Source organism: Streptomyces sp. NPDC002838 (assembly GCF_040295365.1).
In the GTDB taxonomy this organism is placed as follows: Bacteria; Actinomycetota; Actinomycetes; order Streptomycetales; family Streptomycetaceae; genus Streptomyces.
Window position 1 is genome coordinate 70,809 of record NZ_JBEOVF010000020.1, and the last position, 18,375, is coordinate 89,183.

Here is an 18,375-nt window from a genome sequence, read left to right on the forward strand (position 1 = left end):
CCCCCATCTGACAGGGGGTACACATGTGCGTCAACAAACGGCGCGAGCCTACTACCGACGGCCGGATAACTCGAAGACCGGTCCGGAAGCTGAACTTCCGCACCGGCGGCGAGACATGGCGAGTTGTCCGCTCATTGGGGGAGATTGCCTGCCTCCGTCGCGTGGTGGCCCTCGCAGTGGATGTGACTGGTCCGACTGGTCAGTTGGCTGAAATTTTGCGCTCGTTGGGAATCTTGAGGAGGCGTTGCTCGTCCTTCTCTTTGGGAGTTGGGGGCGGAATCGGCCACAGGAGCCGCATCCCGCAACCGGGCGGCGTAAAACAGCGCAAGCCGGGCAGCCACTGGGAAGCCGGGCCTTCGGGCGCGGAGCGAGCGGTCTGCTGGCGGTGGAGGGTGACACGGTGATGGACACGGCAGAGCGGTACGAGGCGCTGTCGGACGGCGGGACGGCGCACGTGACGGCGCAGAAGGACCCCGAGGCGCCGGATCGCGACATTCCGGCAGACGGGGACGGGGCACGCGGTGGTCGCGCACTTCCGGCGGCTTCAGAAGGCGGTACGGCGACGTACGGGAGCGCGGCCGAGGCCGGCGGGAGTAGTGGTGACGCGGCCTACGAGAACCCGGCCGAGGCGCACGGGAGCCGTACGGCTGCGGACGTGGGCTCGGCCGATACAGGCCAGGAGAGTGCGGCGCGAGAGCAGCCGTACCACTACCGGCCGTTGTGGGTCGAGGAGCCCGCGCGACGGCGCCGGTTGCCCGATCCGGTGCGGACTTCCGCGGTGCGGGCCGTGCTGATCATCGCCATGACGCTGGTCCAGGCGATGGTGGCCTTCCTGTGCACCATGGCCGGTTCCTGGCTGGCGTTCCCGATGGTGCTGAGCAGTGTGGCCAGCACGGTGGTGGCCACGTGGGGCGCGCTCGACGTCTGGGTGACGCGCCAGGTGTGGAACCAGCGCAACGGCGTGGTGTCGACGCCCAGCAGTACGGCACGTGCCCTGCGGCGCGAACGACGCAGGGCGCGACGGCAGGCGCGGGCCGCCGAGCGGACGCAGGAGCGGATACGTCGGCGGGGCGGCGCCGGACAGCTGTCGCACTCGTGAAGATCTGCCGGACTTCCCGGTGACCTTCACAGCGCGGCCGGCTCCATCCGGCTCTCCCCGCACACGAGTTCGCGTCGCGTCCGCATGATGGGGCGCGGGCGGTCCACGGAGAGCACCGCGGTCGTACGGAACGTCCCGCTCGCTCGTACAGGGTGAGGAAGCCGCCCTCGGCGGGTGCACCCTCGGTGAGCTCGCCCTCGGCGATGCGGACACTGTCCCCGCCCTGTCGGCGGCCGGCGAACCGGATGCGGGCGCCGTACTGGTCCGACCAGAAGTAGGGCAGCGTCCGCGCGGTCCGAAGGGTGCGCCCGGCGAGCAGGTTGGCCACGGCGACCCGGGGCTGCTCCGTCGCGGAGGTCCAGTGTTCGGTGCGGCTTCCGCCGACGCGGGCGACGTCGCCGATGGCGACCACCTGCGGCAGTGCAGGTCACACAGCAGTCGTCACACAGCCGTCGTCGCACAGCACGCCGTCGTGCAGCGCGAGCGTCGAGCCCGCCAGCCAGGCGGTGTTGGGGACGGCGCCGATGCCGACGATCACGACGTCGGCGGGCAGCGTACGGCCGTCGGAGAGTTCGACGCCGGTGACGCCGACCGTGCCGCGCACTCCGGCCACCCCGGCGCCCGTGACCAGCTCCATCCCGCCGCGGCGGTGCAGGGTGGCACACACGACGGCCGTCTCGGCGCCGAGTTGGGGCACGAACGGGAGCGGCGCGGCCTCGACGACCGTGACGGCGTGGCCGAGGGCCGCGCAGGAGCAGGTGGTTTCGGCACCGATGAAGCCGCCGCCGATGACGACCTGCCGTGGGCCGCGGGTGAGTTCGTCGCGCAGGGCGCGGGCGTCGTCGAGAGTGCGCAGGGTACGCACCCCGGCGAGTCTGTCGCCCGGGAGGCGGCGCGCCGAGGCACCAGTGGCGATCACGATGCCGTAGGTGGACACGGTCCGACCGTCGTCGAGCAGGACGGTGCGGCCGCGGGCATCGAGGCCGCGGGCTCGTGTGCCGAGCAGCCACTCCGCGTCGAGTTCGGTGGTCTCCTCGGCGTCGGCGAGGGCGCGGTGGTCCTCGCCCGCGCGGCCGGTGAGGAAATCCCCTCATGAGCATCGATGAGTTCGACTATGTCGTGGTCGGCGGCGGCACCGCGGGAAACGTGGTGGCGGCCCGGCTCTCGGAGGATCCGTCGGTCACGCTGTGCGTCCTGGAGGCGGGCCCCAACGACGTCGGCGAACGACGTCCTCAAACTCGAGTGCTGGATGGGCCTGTTGGAGTCCGGCTACGACCTGGACCCCCGGTCGAGCCGCGGCTGGAGCGCGGCCGATCTCTTCCCGCTCCACCGGCGGCTGGAGAACAACGAAGCTCCCAGCGACCACCACGGCCGCACCGGCCCGGTGAAGCTGCGCACGCTGAAGAGCGACGACCCGTGCGGCACGGCCCTGCTGGAGGCTTGTGCCCAGGCCGGGGCGATATGTGGCTCCCCGCGTGGGCGCGACCAGCCACGAACGGCCCGCAGTTCCCCACTGCCGCGTATCTACGGTGTGCTCGGCGCCGGGCGCTTGAACATCCGCGTCGCAGTGATCTCGCTGTGCACGGCTTCCCCAGCGGGAGCCTCCGGCAGTCCCGGCCGGAGGTGTTCCTCCACCCGGATGTACTTCAGCCCCGCCCGCAGGTCGGCGTCGTTGCGCAGCCGGATGACCAGCGGGAACTCGGCGAGCGCGGTGGTGTCGAACAGGCCGGTGGTGTAGAGGAGTTGGACGCCCAGCGCGTCGGACACGGCTCGCTGGAGCTCCAGCAGGTACGTGGCGTTCGCGCGTCCGATCGGGTTGTCGAGGAACAGCGTGCCGGCGTGGCGGTGCTTGTCCCGGCCCCGGTCGTTCGACCGCAGGGCGGCCATCGTGCAGTACAGGGCGATGGCGGCGGTCAGCAGCTGACCGCCGGAGAACACGTCGCCCATCTGCCCGACGGGCACGCGCTCGGCGCGCAGTACGGCGTCCGGCTTGAGGATCTCGACGGCGACCCCCTTGGGCTGGAGTGCCGCGGCGACGCCCCGCAGCAGCAGGGACATGCCGTCGCGCCGCAGGTCGGAGTTCTTCTTGACAGCGGACCGGGTGGCCTCGTCGATGACCTCGCCGAGCCGCTCGGTGAGCGTGGCCTGGTCGGGCTCCTCGAAGCGGATGCGCAGGAACTCCTGCCCGGACCACTCGCCGAGGCCTTCCGGCAGCCGGGAGAGCCGCTGGGCGGACCTGAGCGTGGCGAGGGCCGACTCGACGAGCCCTCTGAGGCGGTCCACGATCGAGTCCCGGTTGCGCTCCAGCTGCTCCAACTCGTCGGTGAGGACGCGCAGTCGGGGCGCGAAGGCGTCCGCCCACTTCTGGGCGTGCTCGGGCAGCGCGGAGGCGGGCAGTTCGCGGATCTGCTGCCGGGCCGGGGTGCGGACCTGCTCGTAGCGCGTGGAGTTGGCGTGCCGGACGAGGATGTCGCTCGCCTCGCGCACGGCGGACTCGGCGGCCGACAGGTCGGCGGCGCAGCCGCGCAGGGACCGGCGGGCCTCGGCGGCGGACTGCCGGGCCTCCTCCAGGCAGCCAGGGTACGGCTCGGGTTCCTCCTGCTCCTCCTCCAAGGCGTGCTCGCGCAGCAGGTCACGCAGCATCGCGGCGAGCTCGTCGAAGCCGCCGGCCGCGTCCTCGGCGGCGCGGTGGGCGTCGAGCAGTTCGGCGTGCGCCTCCCGGGCCCGGGTCAGCGCCTCGGTACGCGAGGCGAGTTCGGTGGTCGCCGTGCGCAGCAGGGCCTGCGCGTGCTCGGCGTCGCGCGGCTGAAGCTCCTCGGGCAGCTCGGTGTGCGCCTCGCCGTCCTCGGGCCCGTGCCGCTCGGCCTCGCCGCGCAGCCGTCCGAGCTGCTCGCTCGCGCTCGACATCCGGGTCTCCAGGAGCTGCACCAGCTCCTCCGCCCGCGCGACGGCGGCCTGCCGGGACGGCCCGTCGGAGCCGTCGGGCGACTGGAGCAGCTGCTCCGCGCGCGTGCGGACCTTGTTGCTCAGCCGGTCCAGTTCGGCGCGCGCCGCGCTCTCGTCGCTCTCCGCACGCGCCTGCTCGGCCCGAAGGTCGGCCCCGACGCCGACCTTCTCGTACACCTGGGAAGCGGCCCGATAAGCCTCGCGGAGGGCGGGCAGGGACGCCTTGGGAGCGTCCGCGTCGCTCTCCGGTACGTCATCGGGGGCGCCGGCGATCTCCGAACGCTCGGCACGCAGCGCACGGGCGGTACGGCGGGCGTCGTCGGCGGCGCGCTGGGCGGCCCGCCGGTCCTCGTCGGCGGCGCGGGCGCGCTCCAGGCAGGTCTGGGCGCGGGCCTCCGACTCGGTGGCCTCGTCGGCGAGTTCGCGCAGCTTGACCTGCCAACCGGCCCGCTCACGCAGCCGGAAGGCGAGCCCGGCGAGGGCGTCGGCGGCGCGCCGGGCCTTCTGGGCCGCCTCCTGCCGCTCGTCCCTGACTTGCGCGGCCTCGGCGGCGGCTTCGTCGGCCTCCGCCCGCACGGTCCGCGCTTCGGCCAGCTCGGCCTCCGCCTCCTCGGCGAACACGCGCGTGTCCCGGGCGGCCCCGGCCAGCTCGACCAGCCGGCCGGCCGGGCAGCCGGTGCGCCAGGAGGAGAGCCGCGCCGCCAGCTCCCGGTCCTTGCCGAGCCGGGCGGCGAGCGTGCGGATCTCCTCGTCCCGCTCGGTGGCCCGCGCACGCAGTGCCTGCCGTTCCTCGTCGGCGGCGTGCTCGTCGTGCATGGCCGGGTTCGGCGGTACGAGGAAGACGTCACCGGTCTCGGAATCGGGAGCCGGCGTCGGCGCGAGCAGGGCGGCGGCCGTCCCGACCGCGACGGCGGACCGCGGCAGCAGCGCGGCGTCGCCCAGGGCCTCCCGGGCACGCGCGTGCGTGGCGGGGTCGGTGATGATCACGCCGTCGACCAGCTCCGGCCGCGCGGCCAGCACGCGCGCGTGGTCGGCGGGGGCGACGGCCTGGGCGAGATAGCGCCAGCCGGGCAGCGCGGGGATGCCGTGCTCGCCCAGGAACTCGACGGTCGCCAGCACGTCCGGGCCGGGCGGCAGCAGCCCGCCGTCACCGAGCGCGCCGAGGATCCGGGAGTCGTCGGCGGCGGCGGTACGCAGGTCGAAGAGCTGCCGCTCGGCGGAGGAGACGGCGTCGTCGAGCAGTTCGCGCAGCTCGTCGGCGAAGCGGTCCAGGTCCTCGGGGGTGAGGCCCGACCGGTTGCCCTCGTCGGTGTCCTGCCGGGGCCGCGGGACCACGGGGCGGGCTTCGCTGCCGGTCAGGCTGAGCAGCTCCGCCAGCCGCTCCTCCCCCGCCAGCCCTTCGGCGAGGCGGCGCTCGACCTCGTAGGACCGCTCCGCCGCCGTAGCCGCGTCCTCCGCGCGGGCCGCCGTCAGCTCGGCGCGGGACTCGGCCGAAGCCGCCTCGCGCGCGTGCTCCGTGGCCCGGCGCGACGCCTCGCGCGCGGTGTCCCAGGCGGCGACCGCTGTCTTCTCGGCGTCGCTGGCGGCGAGGGCCGCGCGTGCCGGGTCGGCGTCAGGCGCGCTGTCGTCGAGCCAGCCCGCGCGCACCGCCTCGGCGGTCTCCTGCTCCACTTCGCTCAGCCGCTGTCGCAGATGCCCGACCTCGCTGCGGGCACGCTGCGCCTCGGTGGCGGCGCCGGTGGAGTCCCGGTAGGCGGACTCGCTGACCTCCTGGAGGGCGGCGGACCGCTCCTCCTCCTCGTTGGCGAGGGTCTCGGCGCTGTCCGCGGCCGCGTGCAGGGCCCGTACGAGATCGACGGCGGCCTTGGCGCGGGCCGCCAGGGCCGGTGCCGCGTCCCGTTCGGCCTCCTGGATCGCGGCGGCCACGCGCGCGACCCGGTCGGCGGCGGCGCGGTGGCGCAGTACGGCCTCGGCGGCCTGCCAGGCGGAGTGCAGCGTGCGCGCGTCGGCGAGTTCGCGCTTCTGCGCGGCGGCGGACTTCTCAGCGGCGGCCAGCGCCAGCGAGGCATGCCGGTAGGCGAGTTCGGCAGCGATCAGCGCGCTGCGCTCCCGTGCCGCCTCGGAGTGCGTGACGGCGTACGCGGCGGCGGTGACCCGTTGGGCGAGATCGGCGGCTCGCACCCGCTCCTGGGCTCCCCGGGCGGACAGCCGGCGCGCCAGGGTCCGCGTACGGCGTTCGGCGCCGGTGTGGATGTCACGCGCGCGGGAGCGGGCCTCGGCGGCCTCGACGATCCGCCCGAGCAGGTCGACCGACCCGGCGGTGAAGTCCCGTTCGGCGATCAGCTCGGCGCGCCGCCCCAGCTTGTTGCCGAAACCACTGACCAGGTCGGCGAGCCCGTCGGTGTCCCGCGTGTCCGTCACTGCGCGCAGCAGCAGGTCGGTGAAGTCGGAGTCCTTCTTGACCGCGAAGAGGCCGGCGGCCTCGCCCTCGTCGGCGTTCATCTCCCGCTGGTAGCGGAAGAGTTCGGGGTCGAGAGCGAGGTCGCCGAGGTGCTCGATCCAGCGGTCGTGGATCTCCTCCCAGTGCACCTCCAGGTGCGGATACGCCTTGCCCGCCTCGGTGAGGGCGTCCCGGAATCCCTTCATGGTGCGCCGGCGGCCCCGCGCGCCCGACTGCCCCTCGACGGTCGGCCGTACGGCGGTGGACTCGGCCACCGGCAGGCTGTCCAGGGTCAGCCCGGGCCCCGGGCGGAAGGAGTACCAGGCTTCGGCGAACTTCCGCGGGTCGTTGGAGACCTGGCGCCCCCGCCACTCGCTGACCTTGCCGACGACGACGCACTCGCCGGTCTGCACGTGCTGCCACTCCAGCGCCACGTGCCCGCAGTCGTCCGCGAGCAGGAACTTGCGCAGCACACCGGAGCTCGCGCCGCCGAGGGTGTTCCGGTGGCCCGGCAGCATCACGGAGAAGATCAGCTTCAGCAGGACGGACTTGCCGCCGCCGTTCTCCAGGAAGAGCACGCCCGCGGGTGCGGGTCGGCGCGGTGGGCCGACGGGCTCCTCCTCGAAGAACTCCGCCTGGGTGGGCGCGGGGTCGGGCACGGGCTCGCCCACGCCGCGCAGGTCGAGCACGGTGTCGGCATAGCGCGCACCGGCGGGCCCGATGGAGTAGAGGCGGACGCGGGACAGCTCGTACATGGCGGACTCTCGTAAGTCTTCGGCGAAGGTGCGGTGGGTCAGGAGTGGAACGGCAGTCCGGCGTCGGCCACCAGGTCCAGGTCGTCGCTGTCCTCGGCGGGCAGCAGGGTCGGCGTCCCGTCGGTGACCGGGACGACGCCCAGTTCCAGCAGCTCGGCCATGGCGGCACTGCCCGCCATGTCACGCACCTGGAGCTGGTAGCGGGCCGTGGTCCGGTAGGTGCCGCCGTTGTCGTCCCCGGTCCGCTGCAGGAATCCGGAGTCGGTGAGGAAGGCGACGGCCTTGCCGACGATGCCGGTCGTCGAACCGGCGAGCCTGCGCGCGTCCTTGGTGGCGCCCGTCGCGCTGCGTCTGACCCAGATCCGCCAGGCGGTCTCCAGGCCGGGCGCGTCGGTCGCCGGGTCGGTGTTCTCGCCCTGCGCCTCGGCACGCTCCTCCAGACGACGGCAGGCCTGGCGCACGAAGGCGTCGACGCCGTTGACCGAGACGCGCCCGATGTATCCGTCGTCGGCGAGATCCTCGGGCCGCGGGAACGCCATGGCGGCGACGGCGAGATGCGCCAGCCCGTGCAGGAAGCGGTCCCCCGAGTCGGCGGACGTGCGGCGCGCGTAGTCGCCCATGCGGACGGCGAACACCGAGTCCTCGGCGGCGGTCACGGCCATCCCCGCGCGGGGAGACACCTCCAGCACGACCAGCCCGAGCCCGGCGGCCACGGCGTCGGCGAGCCGCGCGAACGGAGGGTCCTCGCGGTAGCGCCGCAGCAGCTCCGTGTACTCCTGGTCGCGCGCGGGCTGCAACTTGGGCTGCAGGCCGAAGGCGACGAGCCGCGCGGCGTCGGCGGCGTCGGCGGGGGTGACGGCACTGCTCACCGGCGCGGCGGCGGCCTCCGGCTCACTCCGGTCGACGTGCTCGGTCACGGTCGGGGCTCCTTGCTGAGATGGTTCATGAAGAGGTACGTCACGCCTACGCCGCCTCCGTCCTGTCCGCCGCCATCCCCGCCGCGTCCAGCAGAGCCGTCCCCACGATCAGGTCGGCTCCACCGAACTCGGGATCGTCCAGCTCCGTCCCGTCGTCCACGGCGAACAACAGCTTCTGCTCGCCCTGCCGATAGGCCGTGCCGACCGGCGGGCTGGCCGCGTGCACCGCCAACAGGGCCACCAGGTAGGGCAGATCGGGATCCTGCCGCCGCGCCTCCGCCAGCAGCCCCGACAACCGCCTCGGCGCATCCGCCGGCAGATCCAGCAGCTCGGTGGCGGCCGCCAACTGCTCCTCGCTGAACCGGCTGTCGTCCGGCGTGGCGATGAGGTCCGGTTCGGGCATCTCCGCGCCCAGATGCTCCCGCTCCACGGGCGGCGTCAGCAGTATGTCGACGAGGTCGCCCACCCGCACCGACACCGGGGTACGCAGTCCGGTCCCGCGCGCGAAGAACGCGTCGGTGACCCTGACCGCCTGCTCCAGCGGCAACGGCAGGACCGGCGCGACAAGATGGCCGTACAGGTCTGTCCCCGATGTCGTCATGGGCGTCGCGAAGGCCTGCCGGTCCTGCTCGGCACGGAAGAGCGGGCCCGCTTCCAGGAGCCGGGACTGCAACTGCGTGTGCCGCCGGATGCAGTCCTTGACGATGTCCACCAGCTCGGCGGCACGCCGCTTGTGCTCCGGGTCCTCGGACTCGTCGCGTGCCTTGCGGATGTTGGTCAGGATCGCGTTCTCGTGGCGGTAGCGGTCGGCGACGTGGTCGAGGGCCTCGGCGATCATGTCGGGCACGGTGGTGAGCCAGTCCACGGCCCGGACGTTGCGCCGGGTCGCGTCCAGGGCCCTGCGGAGCGTCTCGGAGTACTGGACGGTCCGGTACCGGGCCTGTTCGGCGGCCAGCTGGGCATCCGCCAGGCGGCCGCGGCTGATCAGCACCTCCAGCTTGACCTCGGCGGCGATCTGCGCGCTGGTGACGTCGGTGTCGAGGGCGCCGACCAGGACGTTGACCGCCTCGTCCGTCGTACGGAGGTAGACGCTGCCGCCGGGGCCGGGCACCTCCTCGATCAGCTTGAAGTCGTAGTCACGGCGCACATAGGTGCCGTCCGGCGCGAACGTGCCGTACACGGCCCGGAAGCCGCGGTCCACGCTGCCGACGTTGATGAGGTTCTCCAGGACCCAGCGGGCCACGCGCTCGTGCTCGGCGACGGGCCGCTGCGGGGCCTGGGCGGCGATGCGCGGGATGAGCCGGGCGACGATCTGGTCGTGGTCGGCGCCGGTGTCGAAGTCCATGTTCAGTGTGACCAGGTCGATGGCGGCGAGCGCCACCTCCGCCATGCCGTACACCGAGTACTCGCCCGCGAGGTTGGCCTTGCGCGCGTCGAGGTCGTGCAGCGGCGCGGTGCAGGCGAGCGCGCGCAGCCGCCGCGCCAGTCCCTCGTCGGCGGCCGGGCCCGGAGCGGGGCGCGGCCCCGCGCTGAGCTGGGGCGGAACACTGTCCGTCGATGCAGGCGAAGTCACGGTGCACAGACTAGGTCCTCGGTCTGACAACGACCCAAACGACGCAGAAGCGACCCGGCGTCACCGTTGTCACACCTGTGCGGCGGTCCCGCTAACCTTCCTCGCCGACCCGCCGCCGGTACACCTCGACCACGCGCTCCAGCGAGTCGTCGAGGTACACCGCGAGCAGTTTCTCCGCCTCCTGCTTGTCCCCCGCCTGCAGCGCCTCAAGGATCTGCCGGTTGCGCGCCAGGTACGGCTCGTGCAGCCGGCGCGGCTCGTCCACCACGTGAAAAGCGAGGCGCAGTTCGGCGAAGACGCTGCGCATCACCTCGTCGGTGCGGTCGCTCCCCGCGAGCGCGACCAGCTCCCGGTGGAAGTGGATATTGGACGTGCCCAGCGCTTTCCAGTCACCTTCGCGCGCCGCCCGCTGCCCTTCGGCCACGGCCTCGGCAAGGCCGTCCAGGACGTACGGCGGCTCGCCGAGACCCCGTACGACGGCGCACTCGACGAGGCCGCGCGTGCGGTAGATGTCCTCGACGTCCTCGACGGTCAGGACCCGGACGAAGACGCCCCGGTTCAGCTCGTGGACGAGCAGGCGTTCATGGGTGAGCAGCCGGAACGCCTCGCGCAGCGTGTTGCGGGAGACGCCGAGGGCGCCGCCGATGCTGTCCTCCGACAGCCGGGTCCCCGGCGGGAAGTACCCCTCGGCGATACGGCTCCTGAGGATGTCCGAGACCCGTTCGGCCGTGCTGGTGCGGCCCAGGAGGGCGCGGTCGTCGGCCAGTCCCGTCAGCTGCTCTGCCATGCCCGGAATTCAATCGCAGATACAAGAACGAAACAACATAGGTATTGAGGGATCGTTCAACGATCCTCTACCTTGCTACGAACAGCGCCGCCCGCTCACCGCGGCGCCGACGGCTTCCGCACGGCACGGCTCATTTCCTCACGCACCCTCCGTCCTCCCTCTGCGAGGTGCCCATGAGCACGACCCCTCCACCGCAGGCCCTGTCCACCGACACACCGCCACCCCTGGATGAACGCCCCGCCGACGACGGGGCGTTGGGCTGGCTGCGCGCCCTCGGCCCGCGCGGCCGCCGCGCCTTCGCGGGCGCCTTCGGCGGCTATGCCCTGGACTCGTACGACTACTTCACGCTGCCGCTGAGCATGGTCGCGCTGGCCGCGTACTTCGGCCTGGACAGCGGCCAGACCGGCCTCTTCACCACCGTCACACTGGTGGTCTCCGCGATCGGCGGCGCCCTCGCGGGCGTGCTCGCGGACCGCGTCGGCCGGGTCAAGGCGCTGATGATCACAGTCATCACCTACGCGGTCTTCACGGTCGCCTGCGGTTTCGCGCCCAACTACGAGACGCTGCTGGTCTTCCGCGCCCTCCAGGGCCTCGGTTTCGGCGGCGAGTGGGCGGTCGGCGCGATCCTGGTCGCCGAGTACGCGAGCGCCAAGCACCGGGGCCGTACTCTCGGCGCGATCCAGAGCTCGTGGGCCGTGGGCTGGGCGCTGGCCGTCATCATGTACACGCTGGTCTTCTCGTTCCTCGGTGACGACCTGGCCTGGCGGGTGATGTTCTGGACCGGCGCGCTGCCCGCGCTGCTGGTCATCTGGATGCGGCGCCGGGTGCAGGACGCGCCCGAGGCGGTCGCGGTCCGCGAGCGGAGTTCCGACAAGGGCTCGTTCACGGCGATCTTCAAACCCGGCCTGCTGCGGACGACGGTCTTCGCGGTCCTGCTCTCCACCGGAGTCCAAGGCGGCTACTACACCCTCGCCACCTGGGTTCCGACCTACCTGAAGACGGAACGCGACCTGTCGGTCGTCGGCACCGGCGGCTACCTGACGTTCCTGATCTCGGGGGCCTTCCTCGGCTATCTGACCGGCGGCTACCTCACCGACCGGCTCGGCCGCCGGCGCAACATCTGGCTGTTCGCGCTGCTTTCGGCGCTCTGCATCCTGGCGTACGCGAACATCCCGAGCGGCGCCAACACCCTGCTCCTGGTGCTCGGTTTCCCGCTCGGCTTCTGCATGTCGGCGATCTTCAGCGGCTTCGGGTCCTTCCTGAGCGAGCTGTACCCGACGGCGGTGCGGGGCACGGGACAGGGCTTCACCTACAACACCGGCCGCGCCGTGGGCGCCGTCTTCCCCACCACGGTCGGCTTCCTGGCCGACAGCTGGGGTGTGGGCGGCGCGCTGGTCTTCGGCGCGATCGGTTACGGGATCGCTGCCCTGGCGCTCCTCGGCCTGCCGGAGACGCGTGGGAAGGAGCTGGTGTGAACCGCACGGAAGACCGTCCCGTGGCCGTTGTGGACGAGCACGCGCACGCGTGGAGCCCGAAAGAGGCCCGGACCCGCTTCCGGGCGGGCCTGACGGGTCCCACCGCCGGGGTCGCGGCGGGCCACACACAGGCGAACCTGCTCTCGGTGCCGCGCGACTGGGCGTACGACGTGCTGGTGTTCTGCTTCCGCAACAAGAAGGCCTGCCCGGTCCTCGACGTGACCGACGCCGGTGCCTGGACCACTGCCCTGGCTCCCGGTGCGGATCTGCGCACCGATCTGCCGCGCTACCGGGTGTGGCGGGACGGCGAGTTGGTGGACGAGCCCACCGATGCGCTCGCCCACTGGCGCGACGACCTGGTGTCCGTCCTGATCGGCTGCAGCTTCACCTTCGAGTGGGCGCTGTCCGAGGCCGGCGTTCCCATGCGACACATCGAACAGGGGAGCAACGTCCCCATGTACGTCACCAGCCGCCAGTGCCGCCCCGCCGAACGGTTGCACGGCCCCCTGGTGGTCTCGATGCGTCCGGTGCCGCCCACGCACCTGGAGACGGCGATCAAGGAGAGCCGGCTGATGCCCGAGGTACACGGCGACCCCGTACACTGCGGGCCGCCGGAGGGCCTCGGCATCGAAGATCTCGGCCGCCCCGACTTCGGCGACCCGGTGGACGCCGAGCCGGACGACATCCCGGTGTTCTGGGCCTGCGGTGTGACCCCGCAGGCCGCGGTGATGGCCTCGCGCCCGCCGTTCGCCCTCACCCACGCCCCGGGACAGATGTTCATCACGGACGCCCGCGACGAGCAGTACCGCGTGGCCTGACAGAAGACCGTGCCAGAAGACCAGGAGACCCACGGATCCATGACTTCGATCGATCTCAACGCCGACCTCGGCGAGGGCTTCGGCCGCTGGCTGCTGACCGACGACGAGCAGCTGCTGACCGTCGTCACCAGCGCCAACGTGGCTTGCGGCTTCCACGCCGGGGACGCGGTCACCATGCGGCGGGTGTGCGAGCTGGCGGCGGAGCGCGGGGTACGGATCGGCGCCCAGGTCTCCTACCGGGACCTGGCGGGGTTCGGGCGGCGCGCGATGGACGTGCCGCCCGCCGAACTGACGGCCGAGGTGGCCTACCAGATCGGCGCCCTGGAGGTGTTCGCGCGGGCGGCGGGCTCGCGCGTGTCGTACGTCAAGCCGCACGGCGCGCTCTACAACCGGGTCGTGCGCGACGAGGAACAGGCCGGCGCGGTCGTCGACGGGGTGCTCCTCGCCGACGCCACGCTGCCCGTGCTCGGGCTGCCCGGCTCGCGCCTGCTGGAGCTGGCCCAGAAGGCGGGCCTGCCGGCCGTCACAGAGGCGTTCGCCGACCGCGCGTACACCGAGGAGGGCACGCTCGTGCCGCGCGGCCGGGACGGTGCCGTGGTCACCGACCCGGAGGTGGTCGTCGAACGGTCGGTGGGCCTCGCCCGCCTCGGTGAGGTCACCTCCCACTCCGGGGCGCGCATCCGGGTACGCGCGCGTTCCCTGTGCCTGCACGGCGACACGCCGGGCGCGGTGGACCTGGCCCGCCGGGTCCGGGAGCGGCTGGAGACGTCCGGCGTCCGGGTGGAGGCCTTCGCATGAGGACGCTGCCCGTCGGTGACGGCGCCCTGCTCGTCGAGGTGGCCTCGGGCGAGGAGGCCCAGGCCCTGCACGCCGAGCTGGTGAGGCGCCGCACGGAGGGCTCGCTGACGGTCCGCGAGATCGTCCCCGCGGCCCGCACGGTCCTTCTCGACGGCCTCGACGATCCGGCCCGCCTGGCGTCCGAGCTGGCCGCCTCCCAGGTGCCGCCCGCTCCCCCACGCGCGCGGGACGCGATCGAGCTGCCCGTGCGCTACGACGGCCCCGACCTGGCCGAGGTCGCCGCCCACTGGGGAGTGCCGGAGCAGGAGGTGGCCCGGATCCACGCGGCCACGGAATTCACCGTCGCCTTCTCCGGGTTCGCCCCCGGCTTCGGCTACCTGACCGGCCTGCCGCCGATCTACGACGTCCCTCGCCGGGCCACTCCGCGTACGGCCGTCCCCGCCGGTTCGGTGGCGCTGGCGGGTCCCTACACGGGCGTGTACCCCCGCTCGTCGCCGGGCGGCTGGCAGCTGATCGGCAGCACGGACGCCGTGCTGTGGGACCACGCGCGCGTGCCCGCCGCACTGCTGTCGCCGGGCACGCGTGTGCGCTTCGTCCCTGTGGAAATCCCTGGTGGACCGGTGAGTGCCGCATGACGGACCGCGCGCTCTCCGTCGTACGCGCGGGGGCGTTGACCACGGTGCAGGACCTGGGGCGTCCCGGGCACGCCCACCTCGGGGTGCCCCGCTCCGGGGCACTGGACGGCCCGGCGGCGGCCCTCGCCAACCGGCTGGTCGGCAACCGGCCCGAGGCCGCCGTCCTGGAGACCACGCTCAATGGCTGTGCGGTGCGGCCCCGCTCCACGGTCACCGTGGCGGTGACGGGCGCACCGTGCCCGGTCACCGTGGACGGACGCCCCGCCGCCTGGGGCGCGCCGGTGCGGGTGCCCGCCGGTGCGCTGCTGGACGTCGGAGCGGCCGTCTGCGGGGTACGCGGCTACGTGGCCGTCTCCGGCGGCATCGCCGTCGAGCCGGTCCTCGGCAGCCGGTCCACGGACCTCCTGTCCGGCCTCGGCCCGGCCCCGCTCACGGACGGCTCGGTGCTGCCCCTGGGGAGCCCGGACAGCCTCCACGCGCGCGTGGACGTCGCCCCGCAGCCGGCGCCCCCGGCCGAACTCGTCCTGCGCGTGACGCCGGGCCCGCGGCACGACTGGTTCACGCCGGAGGCCGTACGGACGCTCACCTCACGCACGTACCGGGTGTCCCCCATGAGCAACCGCATCGGACTGCGCACGGAGGGGCCCGCCCTGGAGCGGGCGCTGTCCGGCGAACTCCCCAGCGAGGGCATGGTGCTGGGCGCGGTCCAGGTCCCCCCGGACGGCAGACCGGTGGTGTTCCTGGCCGACCATCCGACCACCGGCGGCTACCCGGTGATCGCGGTGGTCCGCGCGGCCGACCTCCCGTCCGCCGCCCAGGCGGTGCCGGGAACGCCGGTCCGCTTCATGGCCGTACGCCGACGCTGAGGTCCTAGGCCGCGTCCGGCTGCTGCTCCCCCACCGAGAGCGCGGCCAGCGCCGCCGACACCGCGTGGGCCGTCCGCAGGTCGAGGCGGGCGCTCGTCCCGCGCGCGCGGTGCCGTATCTCGTCGGCGGCGAGGGTCAGGAGCTGGGGCAGCAGGTCGGTGCACCGGCGGGCCACCCAGCCGGTACCCGCGGTGGCCAGCCACCACAGGCTCGCCGACCGGGTGGGCGCGGGGAACCCGGGCTCGGGCGAAGGAGCCGTCCCCGTCGCGAGGCCGTGCTCCGCCAGCAGCGCGTGGAAGCGCACGGCCAGCTGCCGGTGTCCCCGCTCGCCGGGATGCAGCCGGTCCGCGCTCCACATCGCACGGTCCGTGAGCCACGCGCCCTCACAGGCGTGCAGATGCACGGCCCCGTACCGGTCGGACAGGGCGTGCACCACGGCGTTGACCGCCCGCTGCCGCCGGGCCAGCGGGCGGGCCAGGGCGCCGGGCAGCCCGAGCATCGCACCGGGATCCGGCAGACAGGCGGTGAGCAGGACCGCGCCCTGCTCGGCGAAGGCGGCGTACACCGTGTCGAGGCGGGCGGCCACGGCATGGATGTCGAAGGTGCAGCGCAGGGTGTCGTTGACGCCGACGACGACGGAGACGACGTCGGGCCGCAGCGCCAGCGCGGCGGGCAGCTGCCGTTCGAGCACGTCACGCGTCTGCGACCCGCTCACCGCGAGGTTGGTGAAGTGCGCCGGTTCGTCGGCGAGCCCGCCGGCGAGCAGCACGGCCCAGCCGCGCCACCCGTCGCCGACGGGATCACCCACACCTTCGGTCAGCGAGTCGCCGAGAGCCACGAAACGCAGCGGTCTCATCCCACGCCCCCGGGCACGAAGGGCCGTACGGGAGCCGCCGCGTCGTGCGCGGCGAGGAACGCGTCCACCGCCGTGCCCCACCCGAAACACTCCGCACGCGCGCGTGCGGCCTCCCGCCGCTCCTCCACGGGCCGTTCGAGCAGCATCTCCACGGCGTCCGCGAAAGCGCTCCCGTGGTCGGCGGCTACGGCCCCGGCGGAGCCGATCACCTCCGGCAGCGCGGAGGAGGCGCTGACCGCCACGGGCGTGCCGCAGGCCATCGCCTCCAGCGCGGCCAGCCCGAACGTCTCGGCGGGCCCCGGCGCCAGGCAGACGTCGGCGGACGCCTGGAGCGAGCCCAGCAACCCGCGGTCGGAGACATGCCCGAGGAAGGTCACCGGCAGCCCGCGCTCCCGCGCCCGCTGTTCGAGGCGCGGCCGCAGCGGTCCGTCCCCGGCCACCACGAGCACCGCCCGCCGCCCCCGCCGTACCAGCGCCTCCACGGCGTCCAGTCCGGTGCCGGGCCGCTTCTCCACGGACAGCCGGGTGCACATCACCAGCAGCGACTCGTCCACGCGCGCGTGCCGGGCGCGCAGCCCGGAATCGTGCAGCGCCGGGTGCCGCTGCACCAGGTCGACGCCCAGCGGCGCGCGGACGACATTGCGCGCGCCGATCCGCACGAACTCCCGCTCGGCGAACTCCGTGGTGCACACCACACGTGAGTAGGTGTGTGCCGTACGGATGTTGAGGGCGTCGGCGGCGCGCCGGGCCGCCCCCTCCGACAGGCCCCAAGTGCGCAGCACCCCGTCGGCGGTCTCGTGGGAGACCATCACGGCGGGGATCCGGGCGCGCCGCGCCCACTTGCCGGTCCACCTGAGCGTCGTACGGTCGGAGACCTCCAGGCGGTCCGGGGCCAGCTCCTCCAGGAGCCGGGCCACGCGCCGCCTGTCGGTGAGCACGCGGTACCCGCCGGTGCCCGGCAGCGGCGGACCGGGCAGGGTGATCACCCGTCCCTGCTCGGTCTCGCGGTCGCTCGCGCGCTCACCGGGCACGATGAGCACGGGTTCGTGCCCCGACGCCTTGAAGCCCTTGCCGAGTTCGCGCAGCGCGGTGCGCAGACCGCCGGACGCGGGCGCGACGAAGTTCGCCAGCCGTACGATCCGCAGCGACTGCCCGCTCATGCCGCCACCACCGCCGTCTTCCGCGCGGCGAGCACGTTCGCGTAGTGCCCGATCAGCTGGTCGCCGACGGCCGCCCAGGTGCGTCCCTCGACCGTCGCGCGCGCGGCGGCGCCGTACGCGGTGCGCAGGCCGGGGTCGGCGGCCAGGGACCACACCGCGTCCCGTACGGCGTCCGCGTCGCGCGGCGGGACCAGGAGCCCGGTGCGCCCGTGCGCGACCAGGTCCAGCGGGCCGCCGACGGCGGGCGCGACGACGGGCACGCCGCTCGCCATGGCCTCCTGCACGGTCTGACAGAAGGTCTCGAAGGGGCCGGTGTGCACGAAGACGTCCAGGGAGGCGAAGATCCGGGCGAGCTCGTCGCCGGTGCGGCGGCCCAGGAAGACCGCGCCCGGCAGCACCTGGTCCAGGCTGGGCCGGCTCGGCCCGTCACCGACGACCACGACCCGGACGCCGTCCAGGCCGCACACGCCGGACAGGAGCTCGACCTGCTTCTCGGGGGCGAGCCGTCCGACGTAGCCGACGATCAGCTCGCCGTTCGGGGCGAGTTCGCGGCGCAGTGCCTCGTCCCGGAGGTCGGGCCGGAAGCGCACGGTGTCCACCCCCCGCGGCCAGAGTTTCACCCGGGGCACGCCGTGTGACTCCAGGTCGTGCAGGGCCGCGCTGGACGGCGCGAGGTTGATGTCGGCGGCCGTGTGGACGGAGCGTATGCGCCGCCAGGCCGCGGCCTCGCCCGCGTGCACGTAGGTGCGGGCGTATCCGGCGAGGTCGGTCTGGTAGACGGCCACGGCGGGGATGCCGAGCCGGGCGGCGGCGGCCATGCCGCGGACGCCGAGGATGAACGGGCTGGCCAGGTGGACGAGGTCGGCGCGGTGCTCGGTGATGGCCGCGGCGACGCGTCGGCTGGGGAGGGCGACGCGGACCTGGGGGTAGCCCGGGAGCGGCAGGGAGGGGACACGGACGACGGGGCACGGCGCCAAGGCGTCGGGCTGCCCGATACCGGCCGCGGTGGCCGGCGCGACAACGAGCGGAGAGTGACCGCGATCTACGAGGTGCCGGGCGGTCTGGAGCGCGCAGTGGGCCACGCCGTTCACATCGGGGGGAAAGGATTCGGTCACGATGACGACACGCATACCGGTGTTGTCGCCGTACCGGACGTGGCCGCGTCAACGTGGATCTTTCCGGAGGGGGAACGTCCCGTGAGCGTTCCGCTGCACACCCGAGCAGGTCAGACCGTGTCCATGCCCGACTGA

General features: G+C 73.6%; 13 protein-coding genes and 2 pseudogenes. 7 read left to right on the top strand and 8 right to left on the bottom strand.

The genetic code is table 11. The features are described from left to right. Positions 1–403: 403 nt before the first annotated feature. Positions 404–1,099: a hypothetical protein gene (locus ABT063_RS24965; protein ID WP_351060320.1), complete on the top strand. Its 696-nt coding sequence runs from the start codon at positions 404–406 to the stop codon at positions 1,097–1,099. Between the two features lie 26 nt (positions 1,100–1,125). Here the strand turns inward: ABT063_RS24965 and ABT063_RS24970 are convergent. Next, positions 1,126–2,186, bottom strand: a pseudogene (locus ABT063_RS24970) (NAD(P)/FAD-dependent oxidoreductase); the annotation flags it as partial. A gap of 5 nt (positions 2,187–2,191) precedes the next feature. Here ABT063_RS24970 and ABT063_RS24975 point away from each other — a divergent pair. Beyond that, positions 2,192–2,555, top strand: a pseudogene (locus ABT063_RS24975) (choline oxidase); the annotation flags it as partial. A gap of 68 nt (positions 2,556–2,623) precedes the next feature. Here the strand turns inward: ABT063_RS24975 and ABT063_RS24980 are convergent. The 4 genes from ABT063_RS24980 to ABT063_RS24995 form a co-directional block, all read right to left on the bottom strand. Continuing rightward, positions 2,624–7,240, bottom strand: a complete 4,617-nt coding sequence (locus ABT063_RS24980) for a hypothetical protein (protein ID WP_351060323.1) — start codon at positions 7,238–7,240, stop codon at positions 2,624–2,626. A gap of 38 nt (positions 7,241–7,278) precedes the next feature. Further along, a complete protein-coding gene (locus ABT063_RS24985; RefSeq protein WP_351060326.1) occupies positions 7,279–8,157 on the bottom strand; it encodes a hypothetical protein in 879 nt (292 codons plus the stop codon). A 46-nt stretch (positions 8,158–8,203) separates the two neighbouring features. Further along, a complete protein-coding gene (locus ABT063_RS24990; protein WP_351060329.1) occupies positions 8,204–9,730 on the bottom strand; it encodes a hypothetical protein in 1,527 nt (508 codons plus the stop codon). A gap of 91 nt (positions 9,731–9,821) precedes the next feature. Further along, the gene (locus ABT063_RS24995; RefSeq protein ID WP_351060332.1) at positions 9,822–10,517 is read right to left on the bottom strand and encodes a GntR family transcriptional regulator; all 696 of its coding nucleotides are present in this window, start codon (positions 10,515–10,517) and stop codon (positions 9,822–9,824) included. 173 nt (positions 10,518–10,690) lie between these two features. On the opposite strand from ABT063_RS24995, the gene ABT063_RS25000 reads away from it, so the two are divergent. From ABT063_RS25000 to ABT063_RS25020, 5 genes are read left to right on the top strand one after another with little or no spacing between them, the layout of a single operon-like run. Beyond that, the gene (locus ABT063_RS25000) at positions 10,691–11,992 is read left to right on the top strand and encodes an MFS transporter (protein ID WP_351060335.1); all 1,302 of its coding nucleotides are present in this window, start codon (positions 10,691–10,693) and stop codon (positions 11,990–11,992) included. Then, positions 11,989–12,810: a putative hydro-lyase gene (locus ABT063_RS25005; RefSeq protein WP_351060338.1), complete on the top strand. Its 822-nt coding sequence runs from the start codon at positions 11,989–11,991 to the stop codon at positions 12,808–12,810. The genes ABT063_RS25000 and ABT063_RS25005 overlap by 4 nt, the downstream gene beginning before the upstream one ends. Before the next feature lie 39 nt (positions 12,811–12,849). Further along, on the top strand, positions 12,850–13,608 hold the full coding sequence (locus tag ABT063_RS25010; protein WP_351060341.1) for a LamB/YcsF family protein: 759 nt from the start codon (positions 12,850–12,852) through the stop codon (positions 13,606–13,608). Next, positions 13,605–14,243, top strand: coding sequence for a 5-oxoprolinase subunit B family protein (locus ABT063_RS25015; RefSeq protein WP_351060344.1), 639 nt, complete (start codon positions 13,605–13,607; stop codon positions 14,241–14,243). Before ABT063_RS25010 ends, ABT063_RS25015 begins: the two co-directional genes overlap by 4 nt. Then, the gene (locus ABT063_RS25020) at positions 14,240–15,109 is read left to right on the top strand and encodes a 5-oxoprolinase subunit C family protein (protein ID WP_351060345.1); all 870 of its coding nucleotides are present in this window, start codon (positions 14,240–14,242) and stop codon (positions 15,107–15,109) included. Before ABT063_RS25015 ends, ABT063_RS25020 begins: the two co-directional genes overlap by 4 nt. A 4-nt stretch (positions 15,110–15,113) precedes the next feature. Here the strand turns inward: ABT063_RS25020 and ABT063_RS25025 are convergent, their stop codons facing one another. From ABT063_RS25025 to ABT063_RS25035, 3 genes are read right to left on the bottom strand one after another with little or no spacing between them, the layout of a single operon-like run. Further along, the gene (locus ABT063_RS25025) at positions 15,114–15,965 is read right to left on the bottom strand and encodes an SGNH/GDSL hydrolase family protein (protein ID WP_351060346.1); all 852 of its coding nucleotides are present in this window, start codon (positions 15,963–15,965) and stop codon (positions 15,114–15,116) included. After that, positions 15,962–17,125 carry a glycosyltransferase gene (locus tag ABT063_RS25030; RefSeq protein WP_351060348.1) on the bottom strand — a complete coding sequence of 388 codons (1,164 nt, stop codon included), beginning with the start codon at positions 17,123–17,125 and terminating at the stop codon, positions 15,962–15,964. Before ABT063_RS25030 ends, ABT063_RS25025 begins: the two co-directional genes overlap by 4 nt. Next, a complete protein-coding gene (locus ABT063_RS25035) occupies positions 17,122–18,255 on the bottom strand; it encodes a glycosyltransferase family 4 protein (RefSeq protein ID WP_351060351.1) in 1,134 nt (377 codons plus the stop codon). The genes ABT063_RS25030 and ABT063_RS25035 overlap by 4 nt, the downstream gene beginning before the upstream one ends. Between the last annotated feature and the right edge of the window lie 120 nt (positions 18,256–18,375).

Coding starts and splice junctions, on each gene's coding strand:
- ABT063_RS24965 (WP_351060320.1), top strand. CDS start 404: ATGGACACGGCAGAGCGGTACGAGGCGCTGTCGGACGGCGGGACGGCG.
- ABT063_RS24980 (WP_351060323.1), bottom strand. CDS start 7,240: ATGTACGAGCTGTCCCGCGTCCGCCTCTACTCCATCGGGCCCGCCGGT.
- ABT063_RS24995 (WP_351060332.1), bottom strand. CDS start 10,517: ATGGCAGAGCAGCTGACGGGACTGGCCGACGACCGCGCCCTCCTGGGC.
- ABT063_RS25000 (WP_351060335.1), top strand. CDS start 10,691: ATGAGCACGACCCCTCCACCGCAGGCCCTGTCCACCGACACACCGCCA.
- ABT063_RS25010 (WP_351060341.1), top strand. CDS start 12,850: ATGACTTCGATCGATCTCAACGCCGACCTCGGCGAGGGCTTCGGCCGC.
- ABT063_RS25015 (WP_351060344.1), top strand. CDS start 13,605: ATGAGGACGCTGCCCGTCGGTGACGGCGCCCTGCTCGTCGAGGTGGCC.
- ABT063_RS25020 (WP_351060345.1), top strand. CDS start 14,240: ATGACGGACCGCGCGCTCTCCGTCGTACGCGCGGGGGCGTTGACCACG.
- ABT063_RS25025 (WP_351060346.1), bottom strand. CDS start 15,965: ATGAGACCGCTGCGTTTCGTGGCTCTCGGCGACTCGCTGACCGAAGGT.
- ABT063_RS25030 (WP_351060348.1), bottom strand. CDS start 17,125: ATGAGCGGGCAGTCGCTGCGGATCGTACGGCTGGCGAACTTCGTCGCG.
- ABT063_RS25035 (WP_351060351.1), bottom strand. CDS start 18,255: ATGCGTGTCGTCATCGTGACCGAATCCTTTCCCCCCGATGTGAACGGC.